This is a genomic window from Desulfoferula mesophila (assembly GCF_037076455.1).
In the GTDB taxonomy this organism is placed as follows: Bacteria; Desulfobacterota; Desulfarculia; order Desulfarculales; family Desulfarculaceae; genus Desulfoferula; species Desulfoferula mesophila.
On the sequence record NZ_AP028679.1, the window covers coordinates 3,691,384 to 3,717,835 of the forward strand.

Consider the following 26,452-nt stretch of genomic DNA (forward strand, 5'->3'; position numbering starts at 1 on the left):
CTACCTCAGCTTCAGGGTGCTCATGGCCACCAGGGCCAGCACCACGGATATGATCCAGAAACGCACGATCACCTTGGGCTCGGCCCAGCCCTTGAGCTCGAAGTGATGGTGCAGGGGGGCCATGCGGAAGATGCGCTTGCCCCCGGTCATCTTGAAAAAGCCCACCTGCAAAATGACGCTCAGGGCCTCCACCACGAACAACCCGCCCACCAGGGCCAGGAGGATTTCGTGCTTGGTGCACACGGCGGTGATGCCCAAGGCCCCGCCCAAAGACAACGAGCCGGTGTCGCCCATGAAGATCTGGGCGGGATAGGCGTTGTACCAGAGGAAGCCCATCACCGCGCCCACCACCGCGCCGCAGAACACGGCCAGTTCGCCCGCTCCCGGTACGTGCAGGATCTGCAGATAGCTGGCGGCCTTGGCGTTGCCGGTGAGGTAGCTCAACACCAGGTAGGTGGCCGCCGCGATGAGCACCGGACCGGCGGCCAGGCCGTCCAGCCCATCGGTGAGGTTAACCGCGTTGGCGGTGCCCACCAGGATGAACATGGCCAGGGGGATGTAGCCCCAGCCCAGGTCCGGCAGGACCAGCTTGAAAAAGGGCACGGAAAGCTTGGTGCTGTAGCCGGGGTGCAGGTACAGGGCCGTGGCCACCGCCAGGGCCACCAGGGCCAAGAGCAGGAACTTGGTCTTGGCGCTCAGCCCGCCCTCGTTGGCCTTCTTCACCTTCTTCAGGTAGTCGTCCATGAAGCCGATCAGGCCGTAGCATAAGGTCACCCCCATGGCCATCCAGAGGTAGAAGTTGCCCAGGTCGCCCCACAGGAGCAGGGAGACGGTCATGGCGAACAGGATCAGCGCCCCGCCCATGGTGGGGGTGCCCGCCTTGGCCTTGTGGCTCTCGGGTCCCAGCTCGCGGATGTACTGGCCCACCTGCAGCTGGTGCAGCTTGTGGATCACCCAGGGTCCCATGAGCCAGGCGATGAGCAACGCGGTCACCGCCGCGTAGATGGTGCGGAAGGTGATGTAGCGGAATACGTTGAACGCCCCGATGTAGTCGGCCAGGGGCACCAGGAGGTGGTACAGCATTAGTGCCCCCCTCCCGTTTCGCCGCCCAGACGCGCCACCACCCGCTCCATGCCCATGGAGCGCGATCCCTTTATCAGCACCAGGTCCCGCTCGTTCACCAGTTGTTCAATCTCCTGAAGAAGCTCGTCCATGGTCGCGAAGCTCATGGTCTGGGCGGGGGACAGCCCCGCCTCGCGGGCCCCCAGGGCCACCTGTTCGGCCTGCTCGCCCAACGCCGCCACCAGGCGGCAACCGGCCTGGGCGGCCAACCGCCCCATGTCGCGGTGCATCCGGGCGGCGAACTCGCCCAGTTCCTTCATGTCGCCCAACACCAGCACCATGGGCCGTCCCTGGGCCATCTCCCGGGCCGCACCGAGCCCGGCGGCCACCGAGAGCGGGTTGGCGTTGTAGGTGTCGTCCAAAAGCGCCGGGCCGCCCGGAGCGCCGGTCAGGGCCAGGCGGCCGGGCACCGGGGCAAAGGCCTCCAGCCCGGCGGCCACCGCGTCGATGCCCTGGCCCAGGGCGTGGGCCGTGGCCGCGGCGGCCAAGGCGTTCATCACGTTGTGCTCCCCCGGCGCGGCCAGGCGCACCGGGGCCGTTTCTCCGGCCAAGTTCAACACAAAACTCTGGTGCGTTCCCTGGGGTGCCATATCTTGGGCCCGCACCTCGGCCGCGCTTTGGATGCCGAAGCTCACCACCCGGCAGGGCAGGCTGGCCGCGAAGGGGGCCAGCAGGGGATCGTCCAGGTTGACCACCGCCGTGGCCGCCGGGCTCAGGCCCATGAACAGCTCGGCCTTGGCCGCCGCGATGGCTTCCAGGGAGCCCAGCCTGCCGATGTGGGCCGGGCCCACGTTGGTTATCACCCCGGCCTCGGGGGCGGCGATCTCAGTGAGGCGGGCGATCTCGCCCGGCGCGTTCATGCCCATCTCCGCCACGCAGGCGCTGTGGGTGTCCCTGAGGCCCAGCAGGGTTAGCGGCAGGCCGATGAGGTTGTTGAAGTTGCCCTTGGTGGCCAGCACACGGTGACGCCGGCTCAGGATGGCCGCCAGCATCTCCTTGGTGGTGGTCTTGCCGTTGCTGCCGGTGATGGCCGCCACCAGGGCGCTGTGCTCCCGCCGCCAGGCCCCGGCCAGGTCGCCCAGGGCCTTCAGGGTGTCGTCCACCTCCAGCAGGCAGCCGGCTTCGCCCTGGGGCAGGGGGGCTCCCGGGCGGCACAAGGCGGCCGCGGCCCCGGCCGCGAAGGCCTGCGCCACGAAATCGTTGCCGTCGAAGTTGGGGCCGCTCAGGGCCACGAACAACTGGCCCTCGACAATGGTGCGGGTGTCGGTGCTCACCCCGGTGAAGGGCGCGGCGGGGCACTGGCCCCGCGCCTGGGCGCCGGTGGCCTGGAGCACGAAGGCGGCGTCAAGCACCGGCATGGTTGGCCTCCCCTTCGTGCCGCCGTCCCAGGGCCGCCAGGGCCTGCTCCCGGTCGTCGAAGTGGCGCCGCTCCCGGCCCACAATCTGATAGTCTTCGTGCCCCTTGCCCGCGATGAGCACCACGTCCTGGGGACCGGCGGCGGCCACCGCCAGCTCGATGGCCGCGGCCCGGCTGGGCTCGCTGACGTAGGCCGGGCCTTCGGTGTCCAGATCCCGCACCAGCCGCGATCCGGTGGCCGTGAGCCCCTGCTCCACCATGGCCATGACGGCCAGGGGGTCCTCGGAGCGGGGGTTGTCGCTGGTCAGCACCGCCAGGTCGGCCCCGATGCCCACCGCCCGGCCCATGAGGGGACGCTTGCCCTGGTCGCGGTCGCCGCCCGCCCCGAACACGCAGATGAGGCGGCCGGGAGTCAGGGGCCGGAGCGCGGCCAGCACGCTGGCCAGGGCCTGGTCGGTGTGGGCGTAGTCCACGAACACGCTGGGATCGCCGGGCGCGCCGACCACCCGCTGCAGGCGGCCGGGCACTCCCGGGACCGCGTCCAGGGCCCGCTGAATCTCGGCGGGCTCGAAGTCCAGGGCCAGGCCCACCGCCGTGGCGGCCAGGGCGTTTTGCAGGTTGTACAGCCCCACCAGGGGGGTGGACATCTCAAAAGACCCGGCGGGCCAGTCCACCAGGCAGCGGCCGCCGCTGAGCTTGAGCACCGGCGAAATCCCGCGCACCCGGGCCGCCTGGGAAAAGCCGTAGGTCAGGGTGCGCAAGTGCAGGCCGGTGGCCTCGCCCGCCAAGTGGGAACCCTTGGGGTCGTCGGCGCAGATCACCGCCGCCGGATCCTTGCCCTGGCGCTTGGCCTGGGGCAGGAGCTGGTTGAATAGGCGGCGCTTGGCCTGGAAATAGGCATCCATGTCGCCGTGGTAGTCCAGGTGGTCCCGCGTCAGGTTGGTGAACACCGCCGCGTCGAAGCGGCAGCCCGCCGCCCGGTGCTGCTCCAGGGCGTGGCTGCTCACCTCCATGACCACGCCCTTGACGCCGGCGCCCAGCATCTCGGCCAACAGCGCCTGCAAATCCACCGACTCGGGGGTGGTCATGGACGAGGCGCGGCGTTTGCCGGGATAGCGCTGCTCCACGGTGCCCAAAAGCCCGGCCGGGCCGCGCTGGGCCAGCAGGGACTCCACCAAATAACTCACCGTGGTCTTGCCGTTGGTGCCGGTTACCCCCACCAGGCAGAGGTGTCGGCTGGGCCTGGCGTAAAAGCGGTCGGCCATCATGGCCAGGGCCAGGCGGCTGTCGGGCACCTGAATCTGGGCCAGGGCCACCTCGGCCGGGCGCTGTACCAGGGCGGCCAGGGCGCCTTGCTTGGCGGCCATCTCCAAATAGGCGTGGCCGTCGGAGGCCGCCCCGGCGAGGGCGGCGAACACCTGGCCCGGCCCCGCCCGGCGCGAATCGTAGACTAGGCCGCGCACGTCCTCGGCCGGCAGGTCGCCGATTATCGCTTGCACCTCCAGGCCCCGCAGCAGGTCGTCCAGGCGCATCAGGCACCTCCCCGGCTGGGCGGCGTAAGCTGCACCCTGAGACCCTGCCCCGGCTTGAGCGGCGTGCCCGGCGCCGGCGTCTGGGAGCTGACCCGGCCCCATCCCGTGGCCTGCACCGGCAGGTTGCGGCTGCCGGCCAAGGCCAGCACCTGGCGCAGGGTCAGGCCGGCGAGGTCGGGCACCAGGCCCTCGGCCACCGCCCGGGCCAGCTCCTGGGCCGGGGCGGGGCGCGCCGGCGGCGCGTCCGCGGCCCGCGCCTGGATCAGCGGCGGGTTCTCCGGAGCCCGGTGCACCCCCAGGGCCTTCATGGCGGCCTTGGCCATGGCCACCCAGGCGGGCCCGGCCACGGTGCCCCCGTAGTGGCGGCCCTTAGGAGTGTCGATGACCACCAGGATCACCGCCTGGGGATCGTCGGCGGGCAGGTAGCCCACGAAGCTGGACATGTACTCGCTGTGGGAATAGCCGCCCTCGGGCTTCACCTTCTGGGCGGTGCCGGTCTTGCCCGCCACCTTGAAGGGAGGCACCTGGATGCTCGAGCCGGTGCCGCCGGGCTCGGTGACCATCTGCATCATCCGGCCCAGCAGGCGGGCCTCGGCGGAACTGAGCACCCGGCGCACCGCCTGAGGCTGGGCCTCCGAAACCAAAATGCCCGAGCCGTCCACGACGGCCTTGACCACGTAGGGCCGCATCAGCACGCCGCCGTTGGCGATGGCCCCCACCGCCGCGGTCAGCTGCAGGGCGGTGATGGCCACCCCCTGGCCAAAGGCGATGTTGGCCAGCTCCACCGGCTTCCAGTTGCGGGCCGGGCGCAGGATGCCCCGCGACTCGCCGGGCAGGTCCACCCCGGTGGGCTGGCCGAAGCCGAAGGCCTTGAGGGTTTTCTGGAGCCGCTGGGGCCCCAGCTCGATGGCCACCTTGGCCGCGCCGATGTTGGAGGAGAACTTGACGATCTCCCCCAGGTTCAGCTCACCGTGGGGATGGGTGTCGTGGATGGTGCGCCCGCCCACCCGCCAGGAGCCGTTCTCGCAGTCGAAGCGCTGCTCCATGTTGATGCGCCCCGAATCCAGGGCGGCAGCGGCCATGAACAGCTTGAAGGTGCTGCCCGGCTCGTAGGGGTCGGTGACGCAGCGGTTGCGATAGGTGTCGCGGGGGTAGTCCTGGTACACGTTGGGGTTGAAGGCCGGCAGCGAGGCCATGGCCAGGATCTCGCCGGTGGCCGGGCTCAGGACGATGGCCTGGCCGCCCACGGCCTTCCAGCGCTTGACGGTGGCGGCCAGAATCTTCTCCACCTGGTACTGCAGGGACTTGTCGATGGTGAGGATCAGGTCGCGCCCCCGGGACAACGGACCGGTGGTTGACCCAGACAGCTGGAAGGTGCGGCCCAGGGCGTCGCGGGCCCGGGTGACGGTGTGCTCCTTGCCCCGAAGCACCTGGTCGTAGCCCCGCTCCAGGCCTTCCAGGCCCTTGGCGTCCAGCCCGGCGAAGCCCAACAGGTGGCAGGCCAGGTTGGTGTAGGGATAAAAGCGGCGCGGCTCCTGGACCAGGCCCACCGACTTCAGCTCCAGGGCCTTGACCGCCTGGGCCTGCTGGGGGTCCACCCGGCGCTCCAGCCACACGAAGTGGCGCTTGCCCTCCATGCGCTTGATCACCGGCTTGGCCTCCACCCCCAGGGCCTTGGCCAGGCGCAGTCCCTCGCGCCGGGGGTCTTCAACCGCCACCGGCCGGACGTAAACGCTGTCGGTCTCCAGGCTCAACGCCAGCTCCACCTGGTTGCGGTCGTAGATGATTCCCCGGTTGGGGGCGATCTCCACCTCGCGCACGATCTCCCGCTGGGCCCTCTGGTTCAGGGGATCGCTCTGCAAGACCTGCAGGTCCACCGCCCGCCCGGTCAGCAGGGCGAACACCAGGACAAAGACGCCGCCCAGCGCCCACAGGCGCGTGCGCACCCAGCGGCGGAAATCCTTGGGTTGGCGCACGCTCACGGCAGCACCCGCACCCTCTCAGGCGGCACTGGGGCCAGGCCCAGGCGGGCGCCCGCCTGTTCCAGGCGTTCGGGGGAGCGCAGGTTGTTCAGCTCCACCCGCAGGCGGCGGCCCATCTCCACCATCTCCACCCGGTTCTGGCGCGCCTGGCTGATCTGGTAGGAAATGCTCAGCCCCTTGATCCCGGTGTAGAGATAAAACAAGGCGCACCCGATGACGAGGGCCAGCACGATCAGCCCTTGCCGCAGGCTTATCGCCACGCCGGACACCTGCAGGGCGGGGCGGCGGTTGGCGGCTCGCACGCTCACGTTCATGCCGCCGCCTCCGTGCGCACCGCCGCCCTCAGCCGGGCGGAACGGGCCCTGGGGTTCAAGGCCACCTCGGCCTCGCCGGGACGGCCCAGCTTGCCCAGGGGCTTGAACAGAGGGAGGCGGCCGCAGGCGCAAACCGGCAGGTCCGGCGGGCAGGTGCAGGGATTGGCCCAGGCGGCGATGGCCTTTTTTACCCGGCGGTCCTCCAAGCTGTGATAGCTCAGCACGGCCAGGCGGCCTCCCGGCCTGAGCAGGCGGGGAGCCTGCTCCAGAAAGCGCTCCAGCATGCCCAGCTCGTCGTTCACCGCCAAGCGCAAGGCCTGAAACACCTGGGTGGCCGGGTGCAGGCGGCGCTTGCGGCGTTCGGCCATGGGCATGGCCCCCTCTACCACCTCGGCCAGGCGGCCGGTGGTGGCGATGGGCTCCTTGGCGCGCTCGCGCACAATGGCCCTGGCCACGCGCCTAGCCAGGGGCTCCTCGCCCAGGCGCTTGAACAGCGAAGCCAGCTCCTCCTCGCTCGAGGAAGCCACCAGCTCGGCCGCGCCGGGTCCGTGGGCGCCCATGCGCATGTCCAGGGGTTCGTCGCGGCGGAAGGAAAAGCCCCGGCCCTCTTCGTCCAGTTGCATGGAGCTTAGCCCCAGGTCCAGCAGCACGCCGTCGGCCAGGCCCGCGCCCAGGGCCGTCAGCTCCCGCTCCAGGTTGTCGAAGGTAGCCTGCACCAGCTTTATCCGTCCGCTGAAATTCTTTAGCCGCCGCCCGGCCAGCTCCAGAGCCCTGGGGTCGCGGTCCAGGCCCAGCAGACGCCCGTCCGGCGCGCTGGCCGCCAAGACCTCGGCGGCGTGTCCGCCCGCGCCCAGGGTGCCGTCCAGGTACAGCCCTGCCGGCCGCGGGGCCAAGGACTCAACCACCTCGGCCAGCATCACCGGCCGATGGTGCCCTGCCATGGCTTAAATTCCCAGCTCAGCCATGAAGGAACTGAGGTCGCCGAAATTCTCTTGAATGCGGGAGCGCTCCTCGTACCAGCGGTCCTTGTTCCAGAGCTCGAAATTGCTCTGCATGCCCACCAGCAAGATCTGACCGTCCAGGTCGGCCAGCTCGCGCAGCGCAGGAGGTATGAGGACGCGGCCCTGCTTGTCCAGGGTGCTTTCGGTGGCGCCGCTGATAAAGTAGCGGCGAAAGGCCAGAACGCGCGGATCCACCTGGGACTGGCGGCCGATCTTGTCGGCTATGGCCCGCCATTCCCCATAGGGATAGGCCACCAGGCACCGGTCGCTGGTGGTGATCACCACCCGCTCCTCGCCGTGCTTTTCATTGAGCACCTCGCGGAAGCGGGCGGGCACCGCGACCCTGCCCTTGGCGTCGATGTTATGCGCCGACCAACCCGTAAACACCTTGGCTCCTTTGGGGGGACTTACCCACGATTCCCCACCATTACCCACTTGGAACCACATTACCCAAGCGAGCCAACGCATGTCAAGAAATAAACAAGAAAAATCTGGGCTTTCACCCGATAAGCGAGGGGCGGGCACAAGCCTACCGCCGGGGTAGGCCCGCGAGGAGCCGACGCCCCGAGGGCACGCTACTTTGCCCTTAATCAAGGCCTGCGATTAAAAGGCGTTTCGTAGCCTCAAACAAGGCCTGAAACGGCGGCGCTGCCGGCGCCCCATGGATGGTGGGGATTGGTGGGTGGAGACCTTGGCAAAGCCACAAGGGAACAGCAACGGGCCCTAGGGCGCATAATTATCTTTCACCTACAACGGGCTAGGGAAGCAGGGTCGCGAAGATAGGACATTTTTACAACAATGCATATTGACGCCCGATAATTCGTGGTGTTATCCTGCATTTGTTTTAAGTACGCGTTGGCGTGCAGTTTTCGGGCGGCAACCACTTTGGCTGGCCCCCTGTCCGCCGAAAACGGGCTCAAAAGCGCTCTCAACGCCAATGGCCTGATAGGCAAGGACGCCTTCCCAAAGTGGGAAGGCGACTGGGGATAGAGTCAAACCTCAAAGGACCGAGGAGGAGGCATGGCTAAGAAACCTGCCACCAAGGCGGACATGATCGACAAGATCGCCAAGGACGCCGCCATTTCTAAAGTCGCCGCCAAAAAAGCCCTGGAATCCATCGTCGATTTCGCCGTCAAAGAGGTGAAGGTGGGACGCCCATTCCGGGTAGCCGGTCTGGGAACCTTCATGCAGAAAAAGAGCAAGGCGCGCAAGGGCGTGAACCCGGCCACGGGCGAGCCCATCAAGATCAAGGCTAGCAAGCGCATGGTCTTCAAGCCAAGCTCCGCGGTGAAGCTGCTTCTCAATCCCAAGAAGAAGTAAGCTCCACCAGGCGCTAACGCCAAACAAGGCTATCCGGCCGGGACGCCTCGGCGCCGGGACCGGATAAGCCAGCTTTTTACGGGCTCGAAGCTTAGCGTCCAGAAGGCGATGTCCGCTGGTGCGGACCGATGGCGATCAGGCGACGGATCGTGGCCGTTGTCAACGCGCGTAAACCTTCTGTGGCCCAGTGGATGTCTGTTTAAAGGTATTGGCGGCACGCCGTGACTTCCCCAACCGACCTGATAACCGGCAGGCCCCTGTCACCCAGTGACGACGAGCCGGTGCGCCAAGCCACCGAGGCTCGGCTGCTGGCCATGGGCTATTTATCCCAAGACATCCGCGTGGACGCCGCCCGCACCCTGGGCACGGAGTACGCCTCCCTGCGCGTGGTGGCCGACCTTTTGGTGCACAGCGGAGACCGGCCCGCCATGCTCCTGCGTTGCGCCCGGGGCTCGCTGGTCACCCGGGAAAAAGAGGCCCTGGCCGCCGCCCGTCTCATCACCCCCCACATGACCCCCCTGACCGTGGTGACCAACGGCGAGGACGCCGAGATTTTGGAAACCTACAACGGCGAGGTGTTGGCCCAGGGCCTGGCGGGCATACCCTACCCCGAGCAATTGGCGCGGATGTTGGCCAAGCGGCCCCTGCGCAAACCGACCCGCCACGAGACCACCCAAGCTGCCCGGGTCTACGCCGCCTACGGCGGCTTCCACTGCGAGGCCTATTGCCGCTGAGCAAGCCGGCGATCCAGCCCGTCGCCCCCAGCCGCTACCCGGAGTTGCTGGCGGTCTGGGAGGCCTCGGTGCGCGCCACCCACAACTTTTTGAGTGAGGCGGACATCGCCGCGCTGAAGCCGCTCATCCTGGAGCGCTATTTCGCCGCCGTTGATTTGCGCTGCGCGGTGGCGGAAGACGGCCGCGTGCTGGGCTTCGTGGGCATGGCCAAGGGTAAAATCGAGATGCTGTTCATCGCTCCCGAGCACCGGGGCCGGGGAATCGGAACCCTTCTGGCCCGGCACGCCATAGAGCGGCACGGCGTCACCAAGGTGGACGTGAACGAGCAGAATCCCCAGGCGCTGGGTTTTTATCATAGCCTGGGCTTCAGGACCGTGGGCCGCTCGGCCACCGACGGCCAGGGCCGCCCCTTCCCCTTGCTGCACCTGGAACTAGGCCAGGCCTAGGCCCGGCGCAGGGTCTTTTGCCCCCAAGGACAGGCCGCGCTACAGATGCCGCAGATGTGGCCGTCGTGGAAATGGCGGTAATGGGTCTTTTTGAAGGCATCGCAGGCGGCCGGGTCCAGGATCGCCTCCCGCGCCAGGCCCGGGTGCCAGGCGTGGCCCTTCAGCGCTCCGGCCGGGCAGGCCTCCACGCAGGCGCTGCAGGCGCCGCAATAGCTCTTTTCCAGCGGCTCGTCCGGGGCTAGCGGCGCGTCGGTCAAGACCGTGCCCAGGCGCAGCCAGGGGCCCAGGCGGCGGTTGATCAGTTGGCAGTTCTTGCCCACCCAACCCAGGCCCGCCCGGGTGGCCGCCGTCTTGTGGGGAAAGTCGCCCCGGATGTTCACCGGATCGCTACGCACCGAGGCGGGCACCGCCCAGGCCCCCTGCCCCTCGTCCAGCAGCAGGTCTTGCAACTCGCCGCAGATGCGGTTGAGCCTTTGGTTGGTGGCTTCGTAGAGCTCGGTGTAGGTCTGGTTGGGCCCTTGGCGGATGGAAGCCATGACCCCGGGCTCCATGGACAGGGCCAGGGACACGGCGCGAGGATAGTCGCCCAGCCGGGCGGGCACCAAGCCGCTCAGGTCGGCCACCCCCCATAGCGCCACCCCGTGTTGCCGCAAAAGTTGCTCCACTTTTTCTCGCAGCCCTGTGTCGTCCTGCATGGTCGCGCCTTTCGTCCTCGAGGTGCTTCTATTGTAGCAGCGACGGGCGGTTGCTTTCCTTGACCGGCTCGAACCACTGGGGTAGATTAGCCTTTTCTTGGAGAGCCCGCAGCCATGGAGTTCATGGAGTTTAGCGGAAAACAGGCCGCCCAAAGCCCCGAGGCCCTGCGCCTGGCCGGGGAGGCCCCCTGGATTATGGGCTGGCCGCCGTCCGCGGACGAGCGCGTGCTGGCTGACCGGGATTTTTCCTGGTTGGCCGCCTGGCACCCCCTGGCCTTTGACAGCGAGGTGTTCGGCCTGGCCCTGGGCCAGATATCCTGCCTGGCCCACCGCGCTCCTTGGCCGGAGGCCGACTCCCTGGCCCGGGGCGCGGTCTTTTTGGGAGAGCTGGCCGCCCGCGCCCGGGGGGCGGGCCTGGCGGGGCTGTTCGCCAGGGTGGCGGAAAAGGACTTTTTGGGCGCCCAGGCCCTGGAGGCCGCCGGAGCCAGGCTCATGGACGCCAGCGTGGTCTGGGAGGCCGATCTGGACGCGCTGGCCGCGACCCCTGCCCCGCCCGGCGGGTTCGAGCTACGCGCCGCCGCCCCGGAAGATGCCCCCGCCCTGGAAGCGCTGGCCGCCGGGGCCTTTTGCGACCTGGCGGCCTATGCCGACCGTTTCTCCTTGGACCCACGCCTGGGCCACGGTTGCGGCGAGCTCTACCGCCGCTGGATGGCCAACAGTTTGAGCGGCGCGCAGGCGGACCAGGTGCTGGTGTTGACCGCCGAAAAAAAGCCGGTGGGCTTCATCACCCTGAAAAAAGGGCAAAGCGGTGAGCCGGGCTGGGTGGCGCTCAATGCCGTGTCGCCGGATATGCGGGGCCGGGGGCTGTATAATACTTTACTGGCCCATGGGCTGGCCTGGTTGGCCGGACAGGGTGCATCGTGCGCGCGGGTGCGCACCAAATTCAGCCAGCGCGCGGTCATTCGCGCCTGGAGCCGCCTGGGGGCCCGTCCCCTGGCCGGGGATTTCACCTTCCACCTCTGGTTGGACGATTTTTAGGAGCTTATAAAATGGCGCGAGTCTTGGTAACCGGCGGAGCCGGCTCCATCGGGTCTTATATTTGCGAAGTGTTGGTGCAGCGGGGCCACGAAGTGGTGGCCCTGGACAACGGCCCCTCCCGCAAGGTGGAGCACCTGTTCGACTCCGGGCGCTTCAAGTTCGTGCAGGACTCGGTGCTGTCCAAAGAGGTGGTGGAACACCTGGTAAGCCAGACGGACATAGTCATCCACCTGGCGGCCATCGCCGACCCCAAGCGCTACGTCACCGAGCCGCTGAACGTGCTCAACGTGAACCTCAAAGGCACCCTGCATCTGCTGGAGGCCGCGGCCCGGGGTCGCAAGAAGTTCGTCTTCGCCTCCACCAGCGAGGTGTTGGGCCGCAACCCCGACGTGCCCTGGGACGAAGAAGCCGACCGGGTTTTGGGGCCGCCCTCCATCAACCGCTGGTGCTACTCCACCGGCAAGGCCCTGGTGGAGCACTATCTCTACGCCTACGGCCAGCAGGAAGGCCTGCCCTTCGTCATCATGCGCTTTTTCAACGTCTACGGCCCCCGCTGCGACGACCTGGGCCAGGGCCGGGTGATCCCCATCTTCCTGGAGCGCTTCTTGAGCGGCGAGCCGGTGGTCATCCACGGCGACGGCCGGCAGACCCGCTGCTTCACCTTTATCGAGGACACCGCCCAGGCGGTGGTGGAGCTTTCCCTCAACGACGCGGCCCTGGGGCAGTGCTTCAACGTGGGCAGCGACGTGGAGACCTCCATCCTGGAACTGGCCCAGACCATGAAACAGGTGGGCGGCTTTGACAACGAACTGATCTTCAAGCCCCACCTGGAGGTGTTCGGGCCCTCCTACGAGGACATCCCCCGGCGCATCCCCAAGGTGGAGCGCATCGCCAAAGTGATCGGCTGGAAGGCCACCACTCCCCTGGAGGAAGGCCTCGGCCGCACCATCGAGTTCTACCGCAAGCCCTAAACGAGGGAGACCCGATGCTCGATTGCAAAGGATTGGCTTGTCCGCAGCCGGTGATGCGGGCCAAGGAGCTTTTGGAAAAAGAGGCTCCGGACAGCCTGGAGGTGCTGGTGGACAACCAGGCCGCCGGACAGAACGTGCAGCGTTTCCTGCAGTCCCAGGGCTATGAAGCCGAGGTGACGGCCCAGGGCGCCGACTTCCTTATCACCGGACGCCGCGACCCCGGCCGCGAGGTCCAGGCCCCGCCGCCCGATGTGTACACCTGCTCCACCGAGGACGCGCGCATCCTGGTGTTCGTGCGCACCGACACCCTGGGGCGCGGCGATGACAAGCTTGGCGCGGGCCTGATGAAGAACTTCCTGCTCACCCTCAAGGAGATGGGCCCCTCCCTGTGGCGCATCCTCTTTTTGAACGGCGGCGTGAAGCTGTGCTGCGAAGGCTCCGAGAGCCTGCCCGCCCTGCAGGAGTTGGCGGGCAGCGGGGTCAGCATCCTGGTCTGCGGCACCTGCCTGGACTTCTACGGGCTGCTGGAGCAAAAGAAGGTGGGCGAGACCACCAACATGCTCGACATCGTCACCTCCCTGCAGGTGGCCGGCAAGGTAATCACGGTCTAGCCGTACCCTTCCCTTCCCCGGCGCATAAGCCGTCTGTTTACGTTTTAAAACATAGTAAAAATCAATAAATAAAGTCCATTCCAATAGGTCTGGCAAAATGCTGTCATGCCTAGTGGGATTAAGAGTTTTGAAAGAAAGAAATGGCTGACGTCTAGTGGCCCAAAACAGGCTGGCGGGCCGATGCGTTAGCTGGTTGGCTCACCGGTACAGCCAGGGAGTGTAAGGCAAGGCTTTCGGCAAGCGAAAGCCGGAGGCGTGGCAAAAGCTACTTCGAGGCTTGAGCGCCACCGGCAACGCAGCCTGGCGACTCCTGGCTGAAATGGGCGGCCGGACCAGACCGGTTAGGGCTTGAACCCTCTGACCAGCGAGGCGGGCGAGCCCTCGCGGGTGGGGCCCTCGTAGGAGCAGCCGGTGAGCCCGGCCTGGGTCATGAAGCCGCAGATGTCGGCCGCGGTGTAGCCCTGGCCCTCCTCGGTGTTCACCAGCATGTTCAAGGAGAACAGGGCGGGCCAGGCGTGGGCGGGCGTCTCGGTGTCCACCACGAACTCCTGCACCCACAGCGCGCCGCCGGGCTTCAGGGCCGAGGCCGCCTTGGCCACCAGCTTGGCGCACTCGCCGGGGCCTTCGCCGTGCAGCACCTGGCTCAACCACACCACGTCGTAGGGGCCGCCCACGTCGTTCTCCTCGTAGTCCCCGGCGATGAAGCGCACCTCGCCGCCCCGGGGGTGGCGGGCCGCCTCTTCCCGGAAAAAGGGCTCGGCGCCCGGCAGGTCGAAGACCGTGGAGGCCAGGCCGGGGGTTTCATCGGCAAAGGTGAGCGCGTAGACGCCGGGGCCGCCGGCCAGGTCCAACAGGCTCTGCCCGGCGGCCAGCCCCAGGCGGGCGGCCAGGCCCGTGGCCTGCTGGCGGGCGATGTCGCGCATGGCCCGGTAGAAGTGGGCCCGGCCGGGGGGGGCCGCCTCGGCCTGGTCGGGCGCGGGGCGCTCCACCGGTTTGCCGGTGCGGATGCTCTCGGCCAAATGGGACCACACCGGCATGAGGTCGGCCATGTGCAAGACCATGTTGTTCATGCTGCGGGGGGCGCCCGGGTCGAGCAGGGTTTCCAGGCCGGGTGCCAGGGCGTAGGCCTCGCCCCGCTTCACGGCCAGTTCCAGGGCGTGCAGGGCGATCATGAGCATGCGGGTGGCCCGAAGATCCAGGCCCAGGGCGGCGGCGGCCTCCTCGGGAGTGGCGGGGCCCTGGGTGGCCAAACGGGCGGCCAGCCCGGTGCGCACCGCCGCGTGCAGCGCGGCCGAGGCCCAAAAGGCGTGGGCCAGGCCGGATACGTCTTGGGGCTTCCACTGCTTGGGGCTCATGGCCGCTCCTTATCTCGGGATGGTCAGGACAAGATCAAATACCAGATCACCAGGCCCACGGTGTTAAGCGCCAGGGGTCCATAGAGATAAGGATAGCAAGAGGTCAGGGTGCATTTGAAGTAGTCGCGCGAAAGCAAAAAGCACAGGTGCAGCGGCGAGAGCATCATGCCGAAGAAGCCGCAGACAAAGGCCAGGCCGCCGTGGGCCAGATACGCCAGGTCGCCCAGGCCCATGCCGGCCAGCAGGGGCACCACCAGGGGCATGCTGGCCCCCACATAGCCCACCGCGATGCCGGTTACCACCCCACTGACAAAGGGAAGCAGGCAGATCATGGCCAGGGTGGGGATGCCGTAGGCCTTCATCTCCTGCTGGATGGCCCCCACCGCGCCCGAGGACTTCATGAGCCCTTGGAAAATCATGATGCCGGCGATGAGCACCATCATCATCAGCACGTCGCGGCGGCCGAAGGTGGCCAGCACTTGCAACGGACCGATGCGGTTGGCTATGGCCGCCGCGATGAGCGCCCCGGCCAGGCCCACGATGAGGGCGGTGCCCTCGGGCCAGGGCGGGCCGCCCTCTCCCCACAGGGCTCCCAGGCCGGTGACCACCACCACCACCGCGATCATCACCAAGATGGGAGCGCACTCGATGATAAACTCGCGCACCGAGCCCACGCCGGGATTTTCCTCGGCGGGCGGGTCGGGCAGGCGGCGCAGCAGGAACCACACTCCGCCGCCCAAATGCACCGCGGCCAAGGGCAGCATCACCAGCATGAAGGCCAGGGTGTCCACTCCCAGCAGCGAGACCACCAGGATGAAGCCGGGATACATGGGCCACCAGTACTCACCGTGGTGGCGGAACCAATAGTTCACCGCGGCCAGCAGCGAGCCATTGGCCTCCCCGTCCGGGCTGGCCTGGCAGGAGGCCTCCACCATGGGGGCGGAGAACAGGGCTCCGCCGGGCATGGGCAACAGGCCGATGATGGCCGGCATAACCGCCGCCGTGGCCTTGGGCGAGTGCACCAGGCGGCTGAAGGAGCCCACGATGCGCTCCAGTTGGCCGCCCTCTTTCATCAGGTGGCTGAGCACCAGCATGAAGGCCACGGCCAGGGCCAGGCGCAGGCTCACCGGCGAGACCATGGCCTGCACCGCTTCGGAGGCCACAGTCATGGGGCCGTGGCCCATCCACAGGCCCAGCAGCAGACCTCCGCCGGCAATGCAATAGCCCAAGTTGATCTTGAAACGGCTGGTAGTGACCACCAAGACAAAAATAATCAGCACTTTGACCAGGGATGGCCAAAGCAAGGGGTTGAGAATTTCGTTCACGTTAAAATTGCCTCTTGATGCCCCGTGGATTTGGCGAAGCGCTCCAGGACGCGGTCGTCGTTGTCGCGCCGCGCCTGGGCCAGGGTGTTCATTTCCTCGGCGGTGCGTCTGAGCCCGGCGGCCAACTCCCCGGCCCGGCCCTCCAGCTCGGCCAGGCACAGGCGCAACTGGTCGCAACACTCGCCGATGCCCACGCTGTGCACGTGGGATTGGCACATGAGATGATGGCGCCTCCGGAAGGAGCGCACCAGGCAGCCGTCCAAGAAGGCGGCCAGCATGGAATCGGCGGCGGCCTGCTCCGCCAGGGCCAGGAAAAGGGCCTCGGCCGCGTAGAGCCATTGCCCGGCCCGCTGGCTGCACAGCTCCTGGTAGTCGGCCAGGGGGGCCGCCGCCCGCTGCCACAGGCGGGTGGCCGCGGTGGAGGCCCGGTTCAGGCCCCGGGCGTAATGCTCCAGGGCGTCGGCGCTTAGCCAGCGCTCCTGGCGCAGCAGCGCCGCCTGCACCGGCTGGCCCGGACCGCCCAGCAACGGCAGCATCTCCGCCAAGGAGGCGTAGGTGGTCCCCGGCAGACCCAGGCCGTTCCGGCTGGTGTTGATGGCCGACACCCCCTGACGGGCCAGCACCCGCCCCAGGGCGCAGGCCCCGGCGGCTTGGTGCAGCGTGGCCTTCACCGTGCCGCCGTCCATGTCCGGCATCATCAGCTCACCCTGGGGATCGCTGAGATCCGCGCCCACCAGGATGAGGGGATGGCAACCGGCCACCAGGGCCACCTCGGCCAGTCGGCCCAGGGTGTGCTGTTGGGGGCTCAGGGCTTCGGCCAGGGGAGCCAAAGGCCCCAAGGCGGTGCCCCTGGGCCCCAGGCACAAGAAAACCGGGCCTGGATGGGCCCGGATGGTGGGGGCGTGGGCCACCTCCTCGGCGATGAGGGGGGTGCGCGCCAGCACGGGATGGCTGTAGGCGAACAAGGGGCCCAGGGCCGGGCTGGCCAGGCCCACCCCGCTGGGGACGATGCCCGCCTCGGCCACCCGGGGCAGGGCCCGATCGGAGCAGAAAAACGCCGCCCCTCCCAGATTGCCCGCCAAATGCTCCAAGGCTTCGGGCAGGGAGTCGCCGTCCAGGGCCAGCACCGCCGGCCGCCCGATGAGCGAACCGGGCAGGGCCGGGGCCTGGGCCGCGAAGGCGGCGTGCACCAGGTTGGCCACCAGGTTGGCCCCGGACTGCATCTCCCAATCCAGGGCCAGATCGCGGGCCCTGAGGGCGTGGCCCAACACCCGGTAAAGGCGGGCCCTGGCCCTGCTGGCCTCCGACTCGGGGCCGGCGTGCAGGTGCACCATTTCCATCTGGCCGGTGAGGCTGAGCTGGGGATTGCGGCTCAGGGCCTCTTCCAGATCGGCCTCGGCCGGGGCCAGAAGCACCAGTTCCTCCCGGCCCAGGGGAAGGCTCAGATCGTGGCGTCCCAGGGCGGCCAGCAAAAGCTCGGCCCTGGGTTGCAGGCAAAAAACCTGGTGCCCGGAGGGCATGCGCTCCAAGAGCAGGGCCACCTCGTCCAACAGTCCGCCGCCCACCACCAGGGTTATGCCCCCGGGGCGGGGCCGCAGGCGGCTGAGCCCTTCGTTTTCCCCGGCCTCAACCTCGGCCACCGGCGCGCCGGCGGTGGCGCCGCTGCGCTCCAGCCAGGCGGCCACCTCGGGCGACACCATGGACACCACTTCCAGGTTGCGGCGGTAAAGTTCTGGGGAGAAGGGATCGACCGGCACTGGATCTATCCTCGATGAGGGCTGGTTGCTTAGAGTTCGTTGAGCAGAATTTTATCGGTGAGTCGAGGGGTTTGCAACCTTTGCCCCCTGCCGGGCGGCCGAGCCGGGAACCTCTTGCAAGCGCCCCCCCACGAAGCGCAAGAGCACCGGGCCGGCCGGGGTGAGATATACGTAGTGCTGCTCGTCGTTGATGTAGTTGACCATGAAGGATCGCTGGGGCTTGCCCCAGGCCAACTCGGCCCACCACAGGTTGTCGCCCTTTTCCAGGCGGCCCGAGGCCAGGCGGCGCTTGAGCCCGGTGGGCAGGTTGGCCGTTTGCAGGCGGGCCAGACGGGACGCGTGCAGCGCGGCCGGGCCGGGAACCAGGGCCGCGTCCTCGGAGGGTATCCAGGCCAGGGCCTTGAGCCCCACCCTCCCCTGAGCGCCCACCTGGGGCGGCTCCGGCCCCAGGACGGCCGCGAGGGGCACCCACCAGGGTCCGGGCAGGGCCTCGGGTTCGAACAGCCACAGCTCGGGCCAGCCGGGCCGGGCGAGGCGGGCCAGCCAGCGCCCGGTCACCGCCCGGCCGCCGGGCCCCAGGGAGGCGGCCACAAAGCCGCCCGGTTCCGGGCGCACGCAGGTCCAGGCTTCCAGGGCCGGGGCGACCAGGGGCGCGCCGCCCTGCACATTGCGCAACTGGGCGGGCGCTAGCAACACCACGGCCCGAACCGGGGGCGTCTGCCCCCCGGCAACGGCCGCGGCGGCCAGGCCCAGTATCAGGGCCCAAGCCGCCGCCGCAAGTGCGCGCCGCAATGGCCGGCCTAGTATATGGAGGAGTTCCAGCGCTTCTTGCGCCGGTGTAGGGCCAGGCCCATGAGCCAGCCGATGATCAGCACCCCGGCCCCGGCCAGGAACCATTTGAGGTTGCTGGAAAACTTGAGGGATTTGTTTTCCACCACCAGCTCGGTGTTTTGGGCGCTCTGGGCATCGAACTGGGCCTGCAGCTTCTGGTGGCGGTCCTTGAGGGCCATTACGTCGGCCGCGTCGGTGGAAAGCTTGTCGTAGCGGGCTTGCAGCTCGGCCAGCTTGGCCTGGGTGTCGGCCAGATCCTTCTTGAGGGTCTGGTTTTCCTGCTGCATCTGCTCCAGGCGGTTGGCCTGATCCTTGTTGGCCGGGTCCAGCTCGGCCAGGCGCAGCTTGGCCGGCCTCTCCTTTTGCATGAACCGGGTCAGGACCCAGCCCTCCTTGCCGTCGGCCAGGCGCACCTGAGTCCAGCCATCGGGATTGGAGCCCAACATGGCCATCTTGTCCCCGGTCTCGGCCATGGCGATGACCTTGTTGCCGGTGCTGGGGCCCGAGCGCACCGTGATGCGAAGCTGGTCGGTCACATAAACGGTCTCTTGGGCCAGGGCGGGGGCCGCGGCCAGCAGCACAGCAAGAACAATCGCTGTAACTATACGATAAATCATTATTATCAACCTCCGTGCGCTTAGGCTCCCCTGAACTTAACAAACTGCCGTGATGCTGTCAACGAGGACGCCGGACGCGCTGGAACCACCGGAAAAGCCAAGATTTTTCCACACAGCCCGGCGGCGGCCCACCCTGGCCGCTCCTAAGCGCCGCGCCGGACAAAGCGGCAATCGGGCCACGAGGCCGAGCCCCCCGGGTCCCTCCCGCTGTGTTCCAGACTACACCTCCGGCGGGCCCTTGGTCAGCCAAATCCATGGCAAGGGGCATGGGGACAGTGAATTTGCTTGGCCCCCGCTGCAAACCTTTCTGGACATCCGTGCTCAAATCGCTATGATGTAGCTGTAAAGTAAGACCCAGGTGGGCCTCACGGGTTCTGGGGTGACTCGCCCTGGCCCGCCTTTGGTTTGCGCCTTCGGCTACAGCCTAAAAAATTCAAGAGGAGGAACCATGAGCGAAATCAAAACCATCGGAGTGGTGGGCGCGGGCACCATGGGCAACGGCATCGCCCAGTTGGCCGCCCAGAGCGGGGCCCAGGTGATCATGCGCGACATCAAGGACGAGTTCGTCGAGCGCGGCCTGAAGTCCATCGACAAGTTCCTGTCCAAGGGCGTGGAGCGGGGCAAGGTGACCCCCGAGCAAAAGGCCGAGGTGTTGGGCCGCATCAAGGGCACCACCGACATGGCCGACCTGGCCCCCGTGGACTTCATCATCGAGGCGGTGATCGAGGACCTGGCCCTCAAGAAAAGCGTCTACGGCGAGTTGGACGAGGTATGCCGCCCCGAGGTGATCCTGGCCACCAACACCAGCTCCATGAGCGTGACCCTCATCGCCGCGGCCACCAAGCGCCCGCAGCAGGTGGTGGGCATGCACTTCTTCAACCCCGCCCAGATCATGCGCCTGGTGGAGGTGATCCGCGGCTATGCCACCAGCGACGAGACCGTGGCCGTCACCGCCGCCCTGGCCCAGAAGATGGGCAAGGAGACGGTGGAAGTCAAGGTGGACAGCCCCGGCTTCATCGTCAACCGCCTGATGATCCCCCACATGGTGGAGGCGGCCCGCATGCTACAAGAGGGCGTGGCCACCCGCGAGGACATCGACAAGGCCATCAAGCTGGGCCTCAACTATCCCATGGGCCCTTTCGAGCTGATGGACTTCACCGGCATCGACATCTGCAAGTTCGTGGCCGACTACTTCGCCTTGGAGTTGAACAAGGAGATGAAGTGGGACGTGCCCACCAACATGAAGAACCAGGTGCGCGCCGGACACCTGGGCCGCAAGAGCGGCAAGGGCTGGTACGACTACTCCAAGTAGCCCGCCCTGTCCAAAAACGTCAAAGCCCCCGCCCGGAAATCGGGCGGGGGCTTTTTTTGGGGCCGAGGCAGCTAGGCGGCGGTGGCCAGTATCGCGAACTGCTCGGACTGGGGGTCATAGGCATCCCCGGCCACGCTGCCCAGGGTCTCTTGCAGCTCGAAGCGCTCGGCGGACAGCTCGCTTTTAAGATCCTCGGGCGTGAAGTGCTGCAGCCAGTTGAAGATCTCCCGGCGCTCGCCGGGCGCCACGATGGTGTATTTGTCCAGGGCCAACCTTTGTGGCTCGTACAGGAAGGTGTTCTGGAAGACGTAGTGGGGCTCCCGGGCCCAGAAGCCCTCGCCCGGACAAAACTCGTAGCCCGCGGATTGGCCCAGGCCCTGGAAGCGCGTCACGGAAAACACGTCCAGCAGCAACGCCCCGTCGGGCCTGAGCAGGCTATGGAAAACCTTGAGCAGCTTGGCCCGCTGCACCGGGCTCAGGGCGCAGAAGTCGCAGTAGATGAGCAGGGCCAGGTCATAGCCCTCCTCGCCCGCGAACTCCAGGTAGTTTTGGCAGCGGTAGTCGATGTCCAGGCCCTGGGCCCGGGCCCGCTCCCGGGCGTAGGCGATGGAGCCAGGCGAGAAGTCCACGCCCATGACCGCCGCGCCGGTGGCGGCCAGGCCCTGGGCGTAGAGCCCCGGCCCGCAGCCGAAGTCGGCCACCCGCTTGCCCGGGCCCAGCTCGAAGCGCCGGCCGATCCAGGCCACCGCCCGGTCGATGAACGCGCCGGGGCGCGAGGCGGCCTCGCTGGCGTCATCCAGATGCGCGGACAGCATTTGGCCGGACACCCAGGGGTCGGTCCAGAGCTGGGCGGCGGTGTAGCGCTCCCAGGGGGCGGGGCGGCGATTGATCTCTTGCAGGCCCTCAAAATCGAGCATGGCTCACTCGCTCAGCAGCTCGTCCACCGTCTGCACGGTGAGCAAGGGGCGCAGGGGGCTCTTGCGGTAGAGGTCCAGGCACTCGGCGTGGGCCTGGTCGCTGGTGGCGGTGGTGGCGTCCTCCACCATCACCGCGTAGAAATCGTGGCACACCGCGTCCAAAGCGGTGGTGAGCACGCAGTAGGGGGTCATCAGGCCGCAGGCGGCCACCCGCTCCACCCCCCACAGCCGCAGGGTCTGGTCCAGGTCGGTCTTGAAAAAAGCGCTCATGCGCCGCTTGGGCAGCCAGGTGTCCTGGGGTTCGCGGGTCAGCAGGCCGCTGACCTCGGCCCCCTCGGTGCCCCGCAGGCTGTGGTCCTTCATGCGCCCGCGAAAAAGGTAGTCTCCCGGTAGGAAGCTGTCGGTGGCGAAGATCACCGGCCAGCCCTTGGCCCGGGCCCCGGCGGTGAGGCGGTTTACCAGAGGCACGATGGCCTGGCCCCGCTGGGCGATGCCGGCGTGCCGGCTGCTCTCCAGGTTGTCCTTGACCATGTCCACCACCACCACCGCGGTTTTCATGCCGAAGCCTCCTTGGTCCGATGGTTATCGACCTGGGCGAAAAGCCCGGCCAGCAGCGCCGCGCCCTCGCGCATCTGTTCGGCCTCGGCCCCGGCGGCCACCTCCAGCACCTTGACCGGCGCGTGGCCCAGGGCCGCGCACAGGGCGGGCCAATCCATGTCCCCGGCACCAGGGGCCTGATGATCGTCGTGGCCCTGGGCGTCGTGCAGATGGCAGCCCACCAGGCCGGGCCCCATGGCCTCCAGCCAGTCCGAGGCCGCCTGCATCCCGGCCCGCTCCTGCACCCAGGCGTGGCCGCAGTCGTACCACAAGCCCAGGGGGGCTCCGGCGAAGCGCTTCAAGAGCAGGGTCAGCTCGTCAAAAGTGGGCACCTGGTAGGCGTGGTAGCGGTTTTCCAGGCCCAGGGCCACCCCCAGGGGCCCGGCCCGCTCGGCCAGACGCTCCAGGGAAAAACACACCGCGTCCAGGTGGCGGGGGGCGTACAGCGCCCGCTTCTTGAGATGCTGGGCCAGCTCCGGGGTCGTCTCCCCCGCGTCGGCCGCCCGGCGGATCACCCCCTTGTCGGCCGCCTCGCTCACCTCGCCCAGATGCAGCACCACCGCCGCGGCCTCCAGGTCGCTGGCCAGCTCCATGGTCCGGATGGTGTATTCCACCGCCCGCTCGCGCTCCTCGCGCTCCGGGGAGGCCAGGTTATATAGGTCGCCGCTGGCCTTTTCCCGGGGGACCCCCACGGGCAGGGGCGCGTAGTTGTGCACGCTGGACACCCCCCAGCCCCGCGTCTTGAACTCGGGCAGCAGGCGATCCACCACCTCGCCGGGCAGACGGTATTCCAGCTCCAACAGATCCAGGTCGAGGCGATCCAACATAGACAGGATGGCCGCCGCCTCGGGGCCGGGGCCGTGAGGGGCGGCCTCCAGGGCCCGGGCCTTGGCCCAGACCGTGGAGACGGACAAACGGTTGCTGAATTGCTGATTCACGACAGAGCCCAACTTGGCCGATACGCGAGGCCGAGGGAGGCGCGGGCAGGGGCGCTCCGGTCTCGAGGTTGTGTTTGCTTGGCGCAACGCTCTCGGCCGCCGAGCGGGGTCTCCCCTGCCCGGCGGCCCGGCGGCTTTACCTTGATTTTAGCACCCTGCGGGCCCCATCCCCAAGCCAAGGGACCCCTACATTGCGTTTACGGCGCGGTTACGGCTCCACGTAACCGGGGGTCTTGCAGGCGGTCTTCTGGTAGGTGGCCCAGAAGGGGCTCATGGCCCTGAGGCGCTCGATGATCCCCGGCATGTGCTCCAAAACATGGTCCACGTCCGCCTCGGTGTTGTACACGCTCAGCGAGAATCGGATGGAGCCGTGGGCCGCCGTGAAAGGCACGCCCATGGCCCGGAGCACATGGCTGGGCTCCAGGGAGCCGGAGGTGCAGGCGCTGCCGCTGCTGGCGCAGATGCCCAGGGACGACAGGTGCAACAGGATGGACTCGCCCTCCACGTACTCGAAGCTCACCGAGCTGGTGTTGGGCAGGCGGCGATCCGGGTCGCCGTTGACCATGGTGGCCTCGATCTCGAGCAGCCCCGCCTCCAGGCGGTCCCGAAGGGCCTTGACCTTGCTGTTTTCCTCGTCCATGCGAACGCGGGCCAGCTCGGCCGCCTTGCCCATGCCGATGATGTAGGGCACGTTCTCGGTGCCCGCCCGCCGGCCGTGCTCCTGGTGGCCGCCCTTGATGAAGGGCACGAAGGGGGTTCCCTTGCGGATGTAGAGCACCCCGATGCCCTTGGGGGCGTGCAGCTTGTGGCCCGACAGGGCCAGCATGCTGATGGCGCTGCCCGCCAGGTCGATGGGCACCTTGCCCACCGCCTGGACCGCGTCGGTATGGAACAGCACCCCCTTGGCCGCGCAGATCTCGGCGATCTCGGGCACCGGGAAAATCACCCCGGTCTCGTTGTTGGCCCACATCACGCTGACCAGGGCGGTGTCCTCGCGGATGGCCTCGGCCACCGCCTCCAGGTCCAGGTTGCCCTGGCGGTCCACCTTGAGGAAGGTGACCTCATAGCCCTGGGCGGCCAGGTTCTGGCAGGTGTTGAGTACCGCCGGGTGCTCCACCCGGGTGGTGACGATGTGGCGCTTGCCCGGCTGGCTGGCCAGGGCGCTGTTCAGGGCGGTGTTGTCGCTTTCGGTGCCGCAGGAGGTGAAGACGATCTCCTCGGGCGAGGCCCCCAAAAGCTGGGCCACCTGGACCCGCGCCGCGTCCACCTTGGCGCCCACCTGTCCGCCGAAGTTATGCATGGAGCTGGGGTTGCCGTAGTACTCGCCGAAAAAAGGCAGCATGGCCGCCACCACCTCGGGAGCCGCCTGGGTGGTGGCGTTGTTGTCCATGTAGACCACGCGCTCGCTCACGGCTTCACCTCCTCCACCTCCAGGTCCTCGCTGACGAACTCCCGGAGCTTGCTCTGCACGAACTGGCCCAGGGTGGCCTGGCTGGCCGCGCAGGAGGAGCAGCGCCCCCGAAGGGAGACCATCACCTTGTCGCCGTCGATGTCGATGAGCTCGATGTCGCCGCCGTCGGCTTTGAGCGCCGGGCGCACCTCGCGCTCCAGGGTCTCCTCGATGAGCTTCATCTTCTGGATGTTGGTGAGCTTCTTTTTCTTGGCCGCCGGAGGTGTAACCTCCACCGGTTGCTGGGGCGCGGTGTTCCACAGGCGGTCCAGGATTTCCTGGATCTTTTCCTGGCAGTCGCCGCAGCCGCCGCCCGCCTTGGTGAAGTTGGTGATCTCCTCCACCGTGTGCAGGTCGTTGTTCAAGGCCACCTTCTCGATTTCCTTGTCCGTGACCCCGAAGCACTGGCACACCACCTCGCCCTCGGCGCTGGGCAGGGGCTCCAGGCCCTTGTAGTTGCGAATGGCCGCCTGCAGGGCCTCCTCGCCCATCACCGAGCAGTGCATCTTTTCCTTGGGCAGGCCGCCCAGGAACTCGGCGATGTCCTTGTTGGTGAGCTTTTCGGCCTCCTCCAGGGTCATGCCCTTGACCATCTCGGTAAGGGCGCTGCTGGAGGCGATGGCGCTGGCGCAGCCGAAGGTCTGGAACTTGGCGTCGGCGATGCGGCCCTGCTCGTCCAGCTTGAAGGTGAGCTTGAGGGCGTCGCCGCAAGCCAGGCTGCCCACCTCGCCCACTCCGTCGGCGTCGGGTATCTCGCCCACGTTGACCGGCTCGGTGAAGTACTTTTTAACCTTGTCCGTGTATTCCCACATGTCTTGGTCTCCAAACGACCGATTAGTGGTGGTCCTGGGGGTACTCCACCAGCTCGATGAGAACCCCGTGGGTGGCTTTGGGATGCAAGAACACCACCCGGCTGCCGTGGGCGCCGGGGCGGGCCTCGTCGCTGGTCAAGGGAACCCCCTTGGCCTTCAACTCGGCCACCGCCTGGTCGACGTCGTCCACCTCGAAAGCCAGGTGGTGGATGCCTTCGCCCTTTTTATCGATATATTTGCTCATCACCCCCTCGGGGGTGGTGCTCATCACCAACTCGATGTTGGTCTCCCCCACCGGGAGGAAACCGGTCCTCAGCTCGCCCACCGCGTCGGTGGAGGTCAGCTCCAGGGGGAGCATCTCGGTGTAGACCTTCTGCACCTCGTCCACGTCCTTGACCGCCACGCCGATATGGGCCAACCTTTTGACTTTCATCGCACACCCCTCGCACGCGGGCAGTCGCGCCCGCAAAAAACGCCAAATTTTATTAATACAACTATCTAATCATATTAGTGTCTGCAAGGCACGGGCGCAAGTTTTCCCTAGTGCTCCAGGGGCTGTAAGCCCCGTCTGAATCCGGGATTGGGACGCCGGGACCGGGACCGGCCTAAGCGGCGGGCGCGACGCCCACTCCCTTGAAAAAGGTGTAGAGAAAGCTGCCCTGGGCGGTGGCGGTCTGGTGGAGTTGGGCGATGCCCTCCGCCCACTCCTCGGGGCTCATCATGCCCTCGGCCAGGGCCGCCTCGCGCACCCCCTCCACCATGGGGATGATGGTGCGTCTGACGAAGCCCTCCACCCAGGCGGGGCGCGAGTCGTCGCAGTACACCGCTCGGGGGCCCACCCGCACCTGCTCCGCGCCCGCCTGGACCATGAGGGGGTAGAGCCGCCGCCCGATGAGCGAGTCGCCCCCCAGGGCGGCCTGGGCGTCGATGAGACATTGCCAGGCCCGGCGGGCCAGAGCGCCGTCGGGGTGGAAATAGCAGGAGCCGTGGTCGCCCTCGATGACCGTGACGCTGCCGCCGGGCTTGACCAGGCGCATCAGCCCGGCCAGGGCCTCCACCGGGCGGGTGAGGTGCTCCAGCACGAAACACACGAACAGGTGGTCGAAACTGGCCGGAGCGAAGGGGGCGTCGTAGAGATCGCCGCGCACGAACTCCAGGTTTTCCCAGCCGCGCTCGGCGGCCTGGGCCTCGGCCTGGGCCAGGGATTCGGACGAGATGTCCAGGCAGGTGAAGCGGGCCTCCGGGCTGCCCTCCACCAGAAAGCGGGTCTGGGAGCCCACCCCGCAGCCCGCCTCCAACACCTTGGCCCCGGCCGGATAGCGGGTGCCCTCGTGCAGAAGCTCGGCCAGGGTGCCCGCCTGGTCGCCCAGGCGCCGGGCCTCGCGGGTGGTGTAGCCGTGTACGTAGGGATCGGACAT

Annotated in this window: 27 protein-coding genes; 7 read left to right on the top strand and 20 right to left on the bottom strand. The window is 67.7% G+C overall.

The window, feature by feature from the left end:
- Genes mraY through mraZ form a run of 7 tightly spaced genes read right to left on the bottom strand, consistent with a single transcriptional unit; the run spans window position 1 to window position 7,695 of the window.
- Complete coding sequence (gene mraY / locus AACH32_RS16915; protein ID WP_338602076.1) at window positions 1-1,083, bottom strand: phospho-N-acetylmuramoyl-pentapeptide-transferase; 1,083 nt, start codon at window positions 1,081-1,083, stop codon at window positions 1-3.
- On the bottom strand, window positions 1,083-2,480 hold the full coding sequence (locus AACH32_RS16920) for a UDP-N-acetylmuramoyl-tripeptide--D-alanyl-D-alanine ligase (RefSeq protein ID WP_338602078.1): 1,398 nt from the start codon (window positions 2,478-2,480) through the stop codon (window positions 1,083-1,085). Before AACH32_RS16920 ends, mraY begins: the two co-directional genes overlap by 1 nt.
- A complete protein-coding gene (locus AACH32_RS16925) occupies window positions 2,467-4,011 on the bottom strand; it encodes a UDP-N-acetylmuramoyl-L-alanyl-D-glutamate--2,6-diaminopimelate ligase (protein WP_338602080.1) in 1,545 nt (514 codons plus the stop codon). The genes AACH32_RS16920 and AACH32_RS16925 overlap by 14 nt, the downstream gene beginning before the upstream one ends.
- Window positions 4,011-5,993, bottom strand: a complete 1,983-nt coding sequence (locus AACH32_RS16930) for a penicillin-binding protein (RefSeq protein WP_338602082.1) — start codon at window positions 5,991-5,993, stop codon at window positions 4,011-4,013. The genes AACH32_RS16925 and AACH32_RS16930 overlap by 1 nt, the downstream gene beginning before the upstream one ends.
- On the bottom strand, window positions 5,990-6,307 hold the full coding sequence (locus AACH32_RS16935) for a hypothetical protein (protein ID WP_338602085.1): 318 nt from the start codon (window positions 6,305-6,307) through the stop codon (window positions 5,990-5,992). The genes AACH32_RS16930 and AACH32_RS16935 overlap by 4 nt, the downstream gene beginning before the upstream one ends.
- Complete coding sequence (gene rsmH, locus AACH32_RS16940; RefSeq protein WP_338602088.1) at window positions 6,304-7,248, bottom strand: 16S rRNA (cytosine(1402)-N(4))-methyltransferase RsmH; 945 nt, start codon at window positions 7,246-7,248, stop codon at window positions 6,304-6,306. Before rsmH ends, AACH32_RS16935 begins: the two co-directional genes overlap by 4 nt.
- A 3-nt stretch (window positions 7,249-7,251) precedes the next feature.
- On the bottom strand, window positions 7,252-7,695 hold the full coding sequence (gene mraZ, locus AACH32_RS16945; protein ID WP_338602091.1) for a division/cell wall cluster transcriptional repressor MraZ: 444 nt from the start codon (window positions 7,693-7,695) through the stop codon (window positions 7,252-7,254).
- Window positions 7,696-8,328: 633 nt separating this feature from the next.
- Between mraZ and AACH32_RS16950 the strand changes: the two genes are divergently transcribed.
- From AACH32_RS16950 to AACH32_RS16960, 3 genes are all read left to right on the top strand, one after another.
- The gene (locus AACH32_RS16950) at window positions 8,329-8,628 is read left to right on the top strand and encodes an HU family DNA-binding protein (protein ID WP_338602093.1); all 300 of its coding nucleotides are present in this window, start codon (window positions 8,329-8,331) and stop codon (window positions 8,626-8,628) included.
- Window positions 8,629-8,849: 221 nt separating this feature from the next.
- Window positions 8,850-9,362, top strand: a complete 513-nt coding sequence (locus AACH32_RS16955; protein ID WP_338602095.1) for a type I restriction enzyme HsdR N-terminal domain-containing protein — start codon at window positions 8,850-8,852, stop codon at window positions 9,360-9,362.
- On the top strand, window positions 9,353-9,808 hold the full coding sequence (locus AACH32_RS16960) for an acetyltransferase (protein ID WP_338602098.1): 456 nt from the start codon (window positions 9,353-9,355) through the stop codon (window positions 9,806-9,808). The genes AACH32_RS16955 and AACH32_RS16960 overlap by 10 nt, the downstream gene beginning before the upstream one ends.
- On the opposite strand, the gene AACH32_RS16965 is transcribed toward AACH32_RS16960, so the two are convergent.
- A complete protein-coding gene (locus AACH32_RS16965) occupies window positions 9,805-10,503 on the bottom strand; it encodes a 4Fe-4S double cluster binding domain-containing protein (RefSeq protein ID WP_338602101.1) in 699 nt (232 codons plus the stop codon). The genes AACH32_RS16960 and AACH32_RS16965 overlap by 4 nt on opposite strands.
- Before the next feature lie 123 nt (window positions 10,504-10,626).
- Here AACH32_RS16965 and AACH32_RS16970 point away from each other — a divergent pair, with 123 nt between their 5' ends.
- From AACH32_RS16970 to yedF, 3 genes are read left to right on the top strand one after another with little or no spacing between them, the layout of a single operon-like run.
- Window positions 10,627-11,541: a GNAT family N-acetyltransferase gene (locus tag AACH32_RS16970; RefSeq protein WP_338602103.1), complete on the top strand. Its 915-nt coding sequence runs from the start codon at window positions 10,627-10,629 to the stop codon at window positions 11,539-11,541.
- A gap of 11 nt (window positions 11,542-11,552) precedes the next feature.
- A complete protein-coding gene (locus tag AACH32_RS16975; RefSeq protein ID WP_338602105.1) occupies window positions 11,553-12,512 on the top strand; it encodes an SDR family NAD(P)-dependent oxidoreductase in 960 nt (319 codons plus the stop codon).
- 14 nt (window positions 12,513-12,526) lie between these two features.
- Complete coding sequence (yedF, locus tag AACH32_RS16980; protein WP_338602108.1) at window positions 12,527-13,123, top strand: sulfurtransferase-like selenium metabolism protein YedF; 597 nt, start codon at window positions 12,527-12,529, stop codon at window positions 13,121-13,123.
- A 341-nt stretch (window positions 13,124-13,464) separates the two neighbouring features.
- Here yedF and AACH32_RS16985 read toward each other — a convergent pair whose 3' ends face one another.
- The 5 genes from AACH32_RS16985 to AACH32_RS17005 are packed head-to-tail and all read right to left on the bottom strand — an operon-like array spanning window position 13,465 to window position 19,008.
- Window positions 13,465-14,478, bottom strand: a complete 1,014-nt coding sequence (locus AACH32_RS16985) for a methyltransferase (protein ID WP_338602110.1) — start codon at window positions 14,476-14,478, stop codon at window positions 13,465-13,467.
- A gap of 23 nt (window positions 14,479-14,501) precedes the next feature.
- Window positions 14,502-15,803, bottom strand: a complete 1,302-nt coding sequence (locus tag AACH32_RS16990) for a DUF401 family protein (RefSeq protein WP_338602113.1) — start codon at window positions 15,801-15,803, stop codon at window positions 14,502-14,504.
- Window positions 15,800-17,560: a hypothetical protein gene (locus tag AACH32_RS16995; RefSeq protein ID WP_338602115.1), complete on the bottom strand. Its 1,761-nt coding sequence runs from the start codon at window positions 17,558-17,560 to the stop codon at window positions 15,800-15,802. Before AACH32_RS16995 ends, AACH32_RS16990 begins: the two co-directional genes overlap by 4 nt.
- A 51-nt stretch (window positions 17,561-17,611) precedes the next feature.
- Window positions 17,612-18,352, bottom strand: coding sequence for a hypothetical protein (locus AACH32_RS17000; RefSeq protein ID WP_338602117.1), 741 nt, complete (start codon window positions 18,350-18,352; stop codon window positions 17,612-17,614).
- Window positions 18,353-18,360: 8 nt separating this feature from the next.
- Entirely contained in the window at window positions 18,361-19,008 is a 648-nt protein-coding gene (locus AACH32_RS17005) for a TIGR04211 family SH3 domain-containing protein (RefSeq protein ID WP_338602119.1), read from the bottom strand.
- Between the two features lie 448 nt (window positions 19,009-19,456).
- Here AACH32_RS17005 and AACH32_RS17010 point away from each other — a divergent pair, with 448 nt between their 5' ends.
- On the top strand, window positions 19,457-20,320 hold the full coding sequence (locus AACH32_RS17010) for a 3-hydroxyacyl-CoA dehydrogenase family protein (protein ID WP_338602121.1): 864 nt from the start codon (window positions 19,457-19,459) through the stop codon (window positions 20,318-20,320).
- 71 nt (window positions 20,321-20,391) lie between these two features.
- Here the strand turns inward: AACH32_RS17010 and AACH32_RS17015 are convergent, their stop codons facing one another.
- From AACH32_RS17015 to AACH32_RS17045, 7 genes are all read right to left on the bottom strand, one after another.
- Window positions 20,392-21,237 carry an SAM-dependent methyltransferase gene (locus AACH32_RS17015; RefSeq protein WP_338602124.1) on the bottom strand — a complete coding sequence of 282 codons (846 nt, stop codon included), beginning with the start codon at window positions 21,235-21,237 and terminating at the stop codon, window positions 20,392-20,394.
- Between the two features lie 3 nt (window positions 21,238-21,240).
- Window positions 21,241-21,795 (bottom strand): cysteine hydrolase family protein, encoded by a 555-nt coding sequence (locus AACH32_RS17020; protein ID WP_338602126.1) that lies wholly within the window; start codon window positions 21,793-21,795, stop codon window positions 21,241-21,243.
- Entirely contained in the window at window positions 21,792-22,772 is a 981-nt protein-coding gene (locus AACH32_RS17025) for a sugar phosphate isomerase/epimerase family protein (RefSeq protein WP_338602129.1), read from the bottom strand. The genes AACH32_RS17020 and AACH32_RS17025 overlap by 4 nt, the downstream gene beginning before the upstream one ends.
- Before the next feature lie 208 nt (window positions 22,773-22,980).
- Window positions 22,981-24,162, bottom strand: a complete 1,182-nt coding sequence (gene nifS / locus AACH32_RS17030; RefSeq protein WP_350341595.1) for a cysteine desulfurase NifS — start codon at window positions 24,160-24,162, stop codon at window positions 22,981-22,983.
- A 17-nt stretch (window positions 24,163-24,179) separates the two neighbouring features.
- Window positions 24,180-25,034: a Fe-S cluster assembly protein NifU gene (gene nifU / locus AACH32_RS17035; RefSeq protein WP_338602135.1), complete on the bottom strand. Its 855-nt coding sequence runs from the start codon at window positions 25,032-25,034 to the stop codon at window positions 24,180-24,182.
- Between the two features lie 22 nt (window positions 25,035-25,056).
- A complete protein-coding gene (gene mce / locus AACH32_RS17040) occupies window positions 25,057-25,467 on the bottom strand; it encodes a methylmalonyl-CoA epimerase (protein ID WP_338602138.1) in 411 nt (136 codons plus the stop codon).
- A gap of 172 nt (window positions 25,468-25,639) precedes the next feature.
- A complete protein-coding gene (locus tag AACH32_RS17045) occupies window positions 25,640-26,452 on the bottom strand; it encodes a methyltransferase domain-containing protein (protein ID WP_338602140.1) in 813 nt (270 codons plus the stop codon).

Coding starts and splice junctions, on each gene's coding strand:
- mraY (WP_338602076.1), bottom strand. CDS start 1,083: ATGCTGTACCACCTCCTGGTGCCCCTGGCCGACTACATCGGGGCGTTC.
- AACH32_RS16920 (WP_338602078.1), bottom strand. CDS start 2,480: ATGCCGGTGCTTGACGCCGCCTTCGTGCTCCAGGCCACCGGCGCCCAG.
- AACH32_RS16925 (WP_338602080.1), bottom strand. CDS start 4,011: ATGCGCCTGGACGACCTGCTGCGGGGCCTGGAGGTGCAAGCGATAATC.
- AACH32_RS16935 (WP_338602085.1), bottom strand. CDS start 6,307: ATGAACGTGAGCGTGCGAGCCGCCAACCGCCGCCCCGCCCTGCAGGTG.
- rsmH (WP_338602088.1), bottom strand. CDS start 7,248: ATGGCAGGGCACCATCGGCCGGTGATGCTGGCCGAGGTGGTTGAGTCC.
- AACH32_RS16950 (WP_338602093.1), top strand. CDS start 8,329: ATGGCTAAGAAACCTGCCACCAAGGCGGACATGATCGACAAGATCGCC.
- AACH32_RS16965 (WP_338602101.1), bottom strand. CDS start 10,503: ATGCAGGACGACACAGGGCTGCGAGAAAAAGTGGAGCAACTTTTGCGG.
- AACH32_RS16970 (WP_338602103.1), top strand. CDS start 10,627: ATGGAGTTTAGCGGAAAACAGGCCGCCCAAAGCCCCGAGGCCCTGCGC.
- AACH32_RS16975 (WP_338602105.1), top strand. CDS start 11,553: ATGGCGCGAGTCTTGGTAACCGGCGGAGCCGGCTCCATCGGGTCTTAT.
- yedF (WP_338602108.1), top strand. CDS start 12,527: ATGCTCGATTGCAAAGGATTGGCTTGTCCGCAGCCGGTGATGCGGGCC.
- AACH32_RS16985 (WP_338602110.1), bottom strand. CDS start 14,478: ATGAGCCCCAAGCAGTGGAAGCCCCAAGACGTATCCGGCCTGGCCCAC.
- AACH32_RS17005 (WP_338602119.1), bottom strand. CDS start 19,008: ATGATTTATCGTATAGTTACAGCGATTGTTCTTGCTGTGCTGCTGGCC.
- AACH32_RS17010 (WP_338602121.1), top strand. CDS start 19,457: ATGAGCGAAATCAAAACCATCGGAGTGGTGGGCGCGGGCACCATGGGC.
- AACH32_RS17015 (WP_338602124.1), bottom strand. CDS start 21,237: ATGCTCGATTTTGAGGGCCTGCAAGAGATCAATCGCCGCCCCGCCCCC.
- AACH32_RS17020 (WP_338602126.1), bottom strand. CDS start 21,795: ATGAAAACCGCGGTGGTGGTGGTGGACATGGTCAAGGACAACCTGGAG.
- nifS (WP_350341595.1), bottom strand. CDS start 24,162: ATGGACAACAACGCCACCACCCAGGCGGCTCCCGAGGTGGTGGCGGCC.
- nifU (WP_338602135.1), bottom strand. CDS start 25,034: ATGTGGGAATACACGGACAAGGTTAAAAAGTACTTCACCGAGCCGGTC.
- mce (WP_338602138.1), bottom strand. CDS start 25,467: ATGAAAGTCAAAAGGTTGGCCCATATCGGCGTGGCGGTCAAGGACGTG.
- AACH32_RS17045 (WP_338602140.1), bottom strand. CDS start 26,452: ATGTCCGATCCCTACGTACACGGCTACACCACCCGCGAGGCCCGGCGC.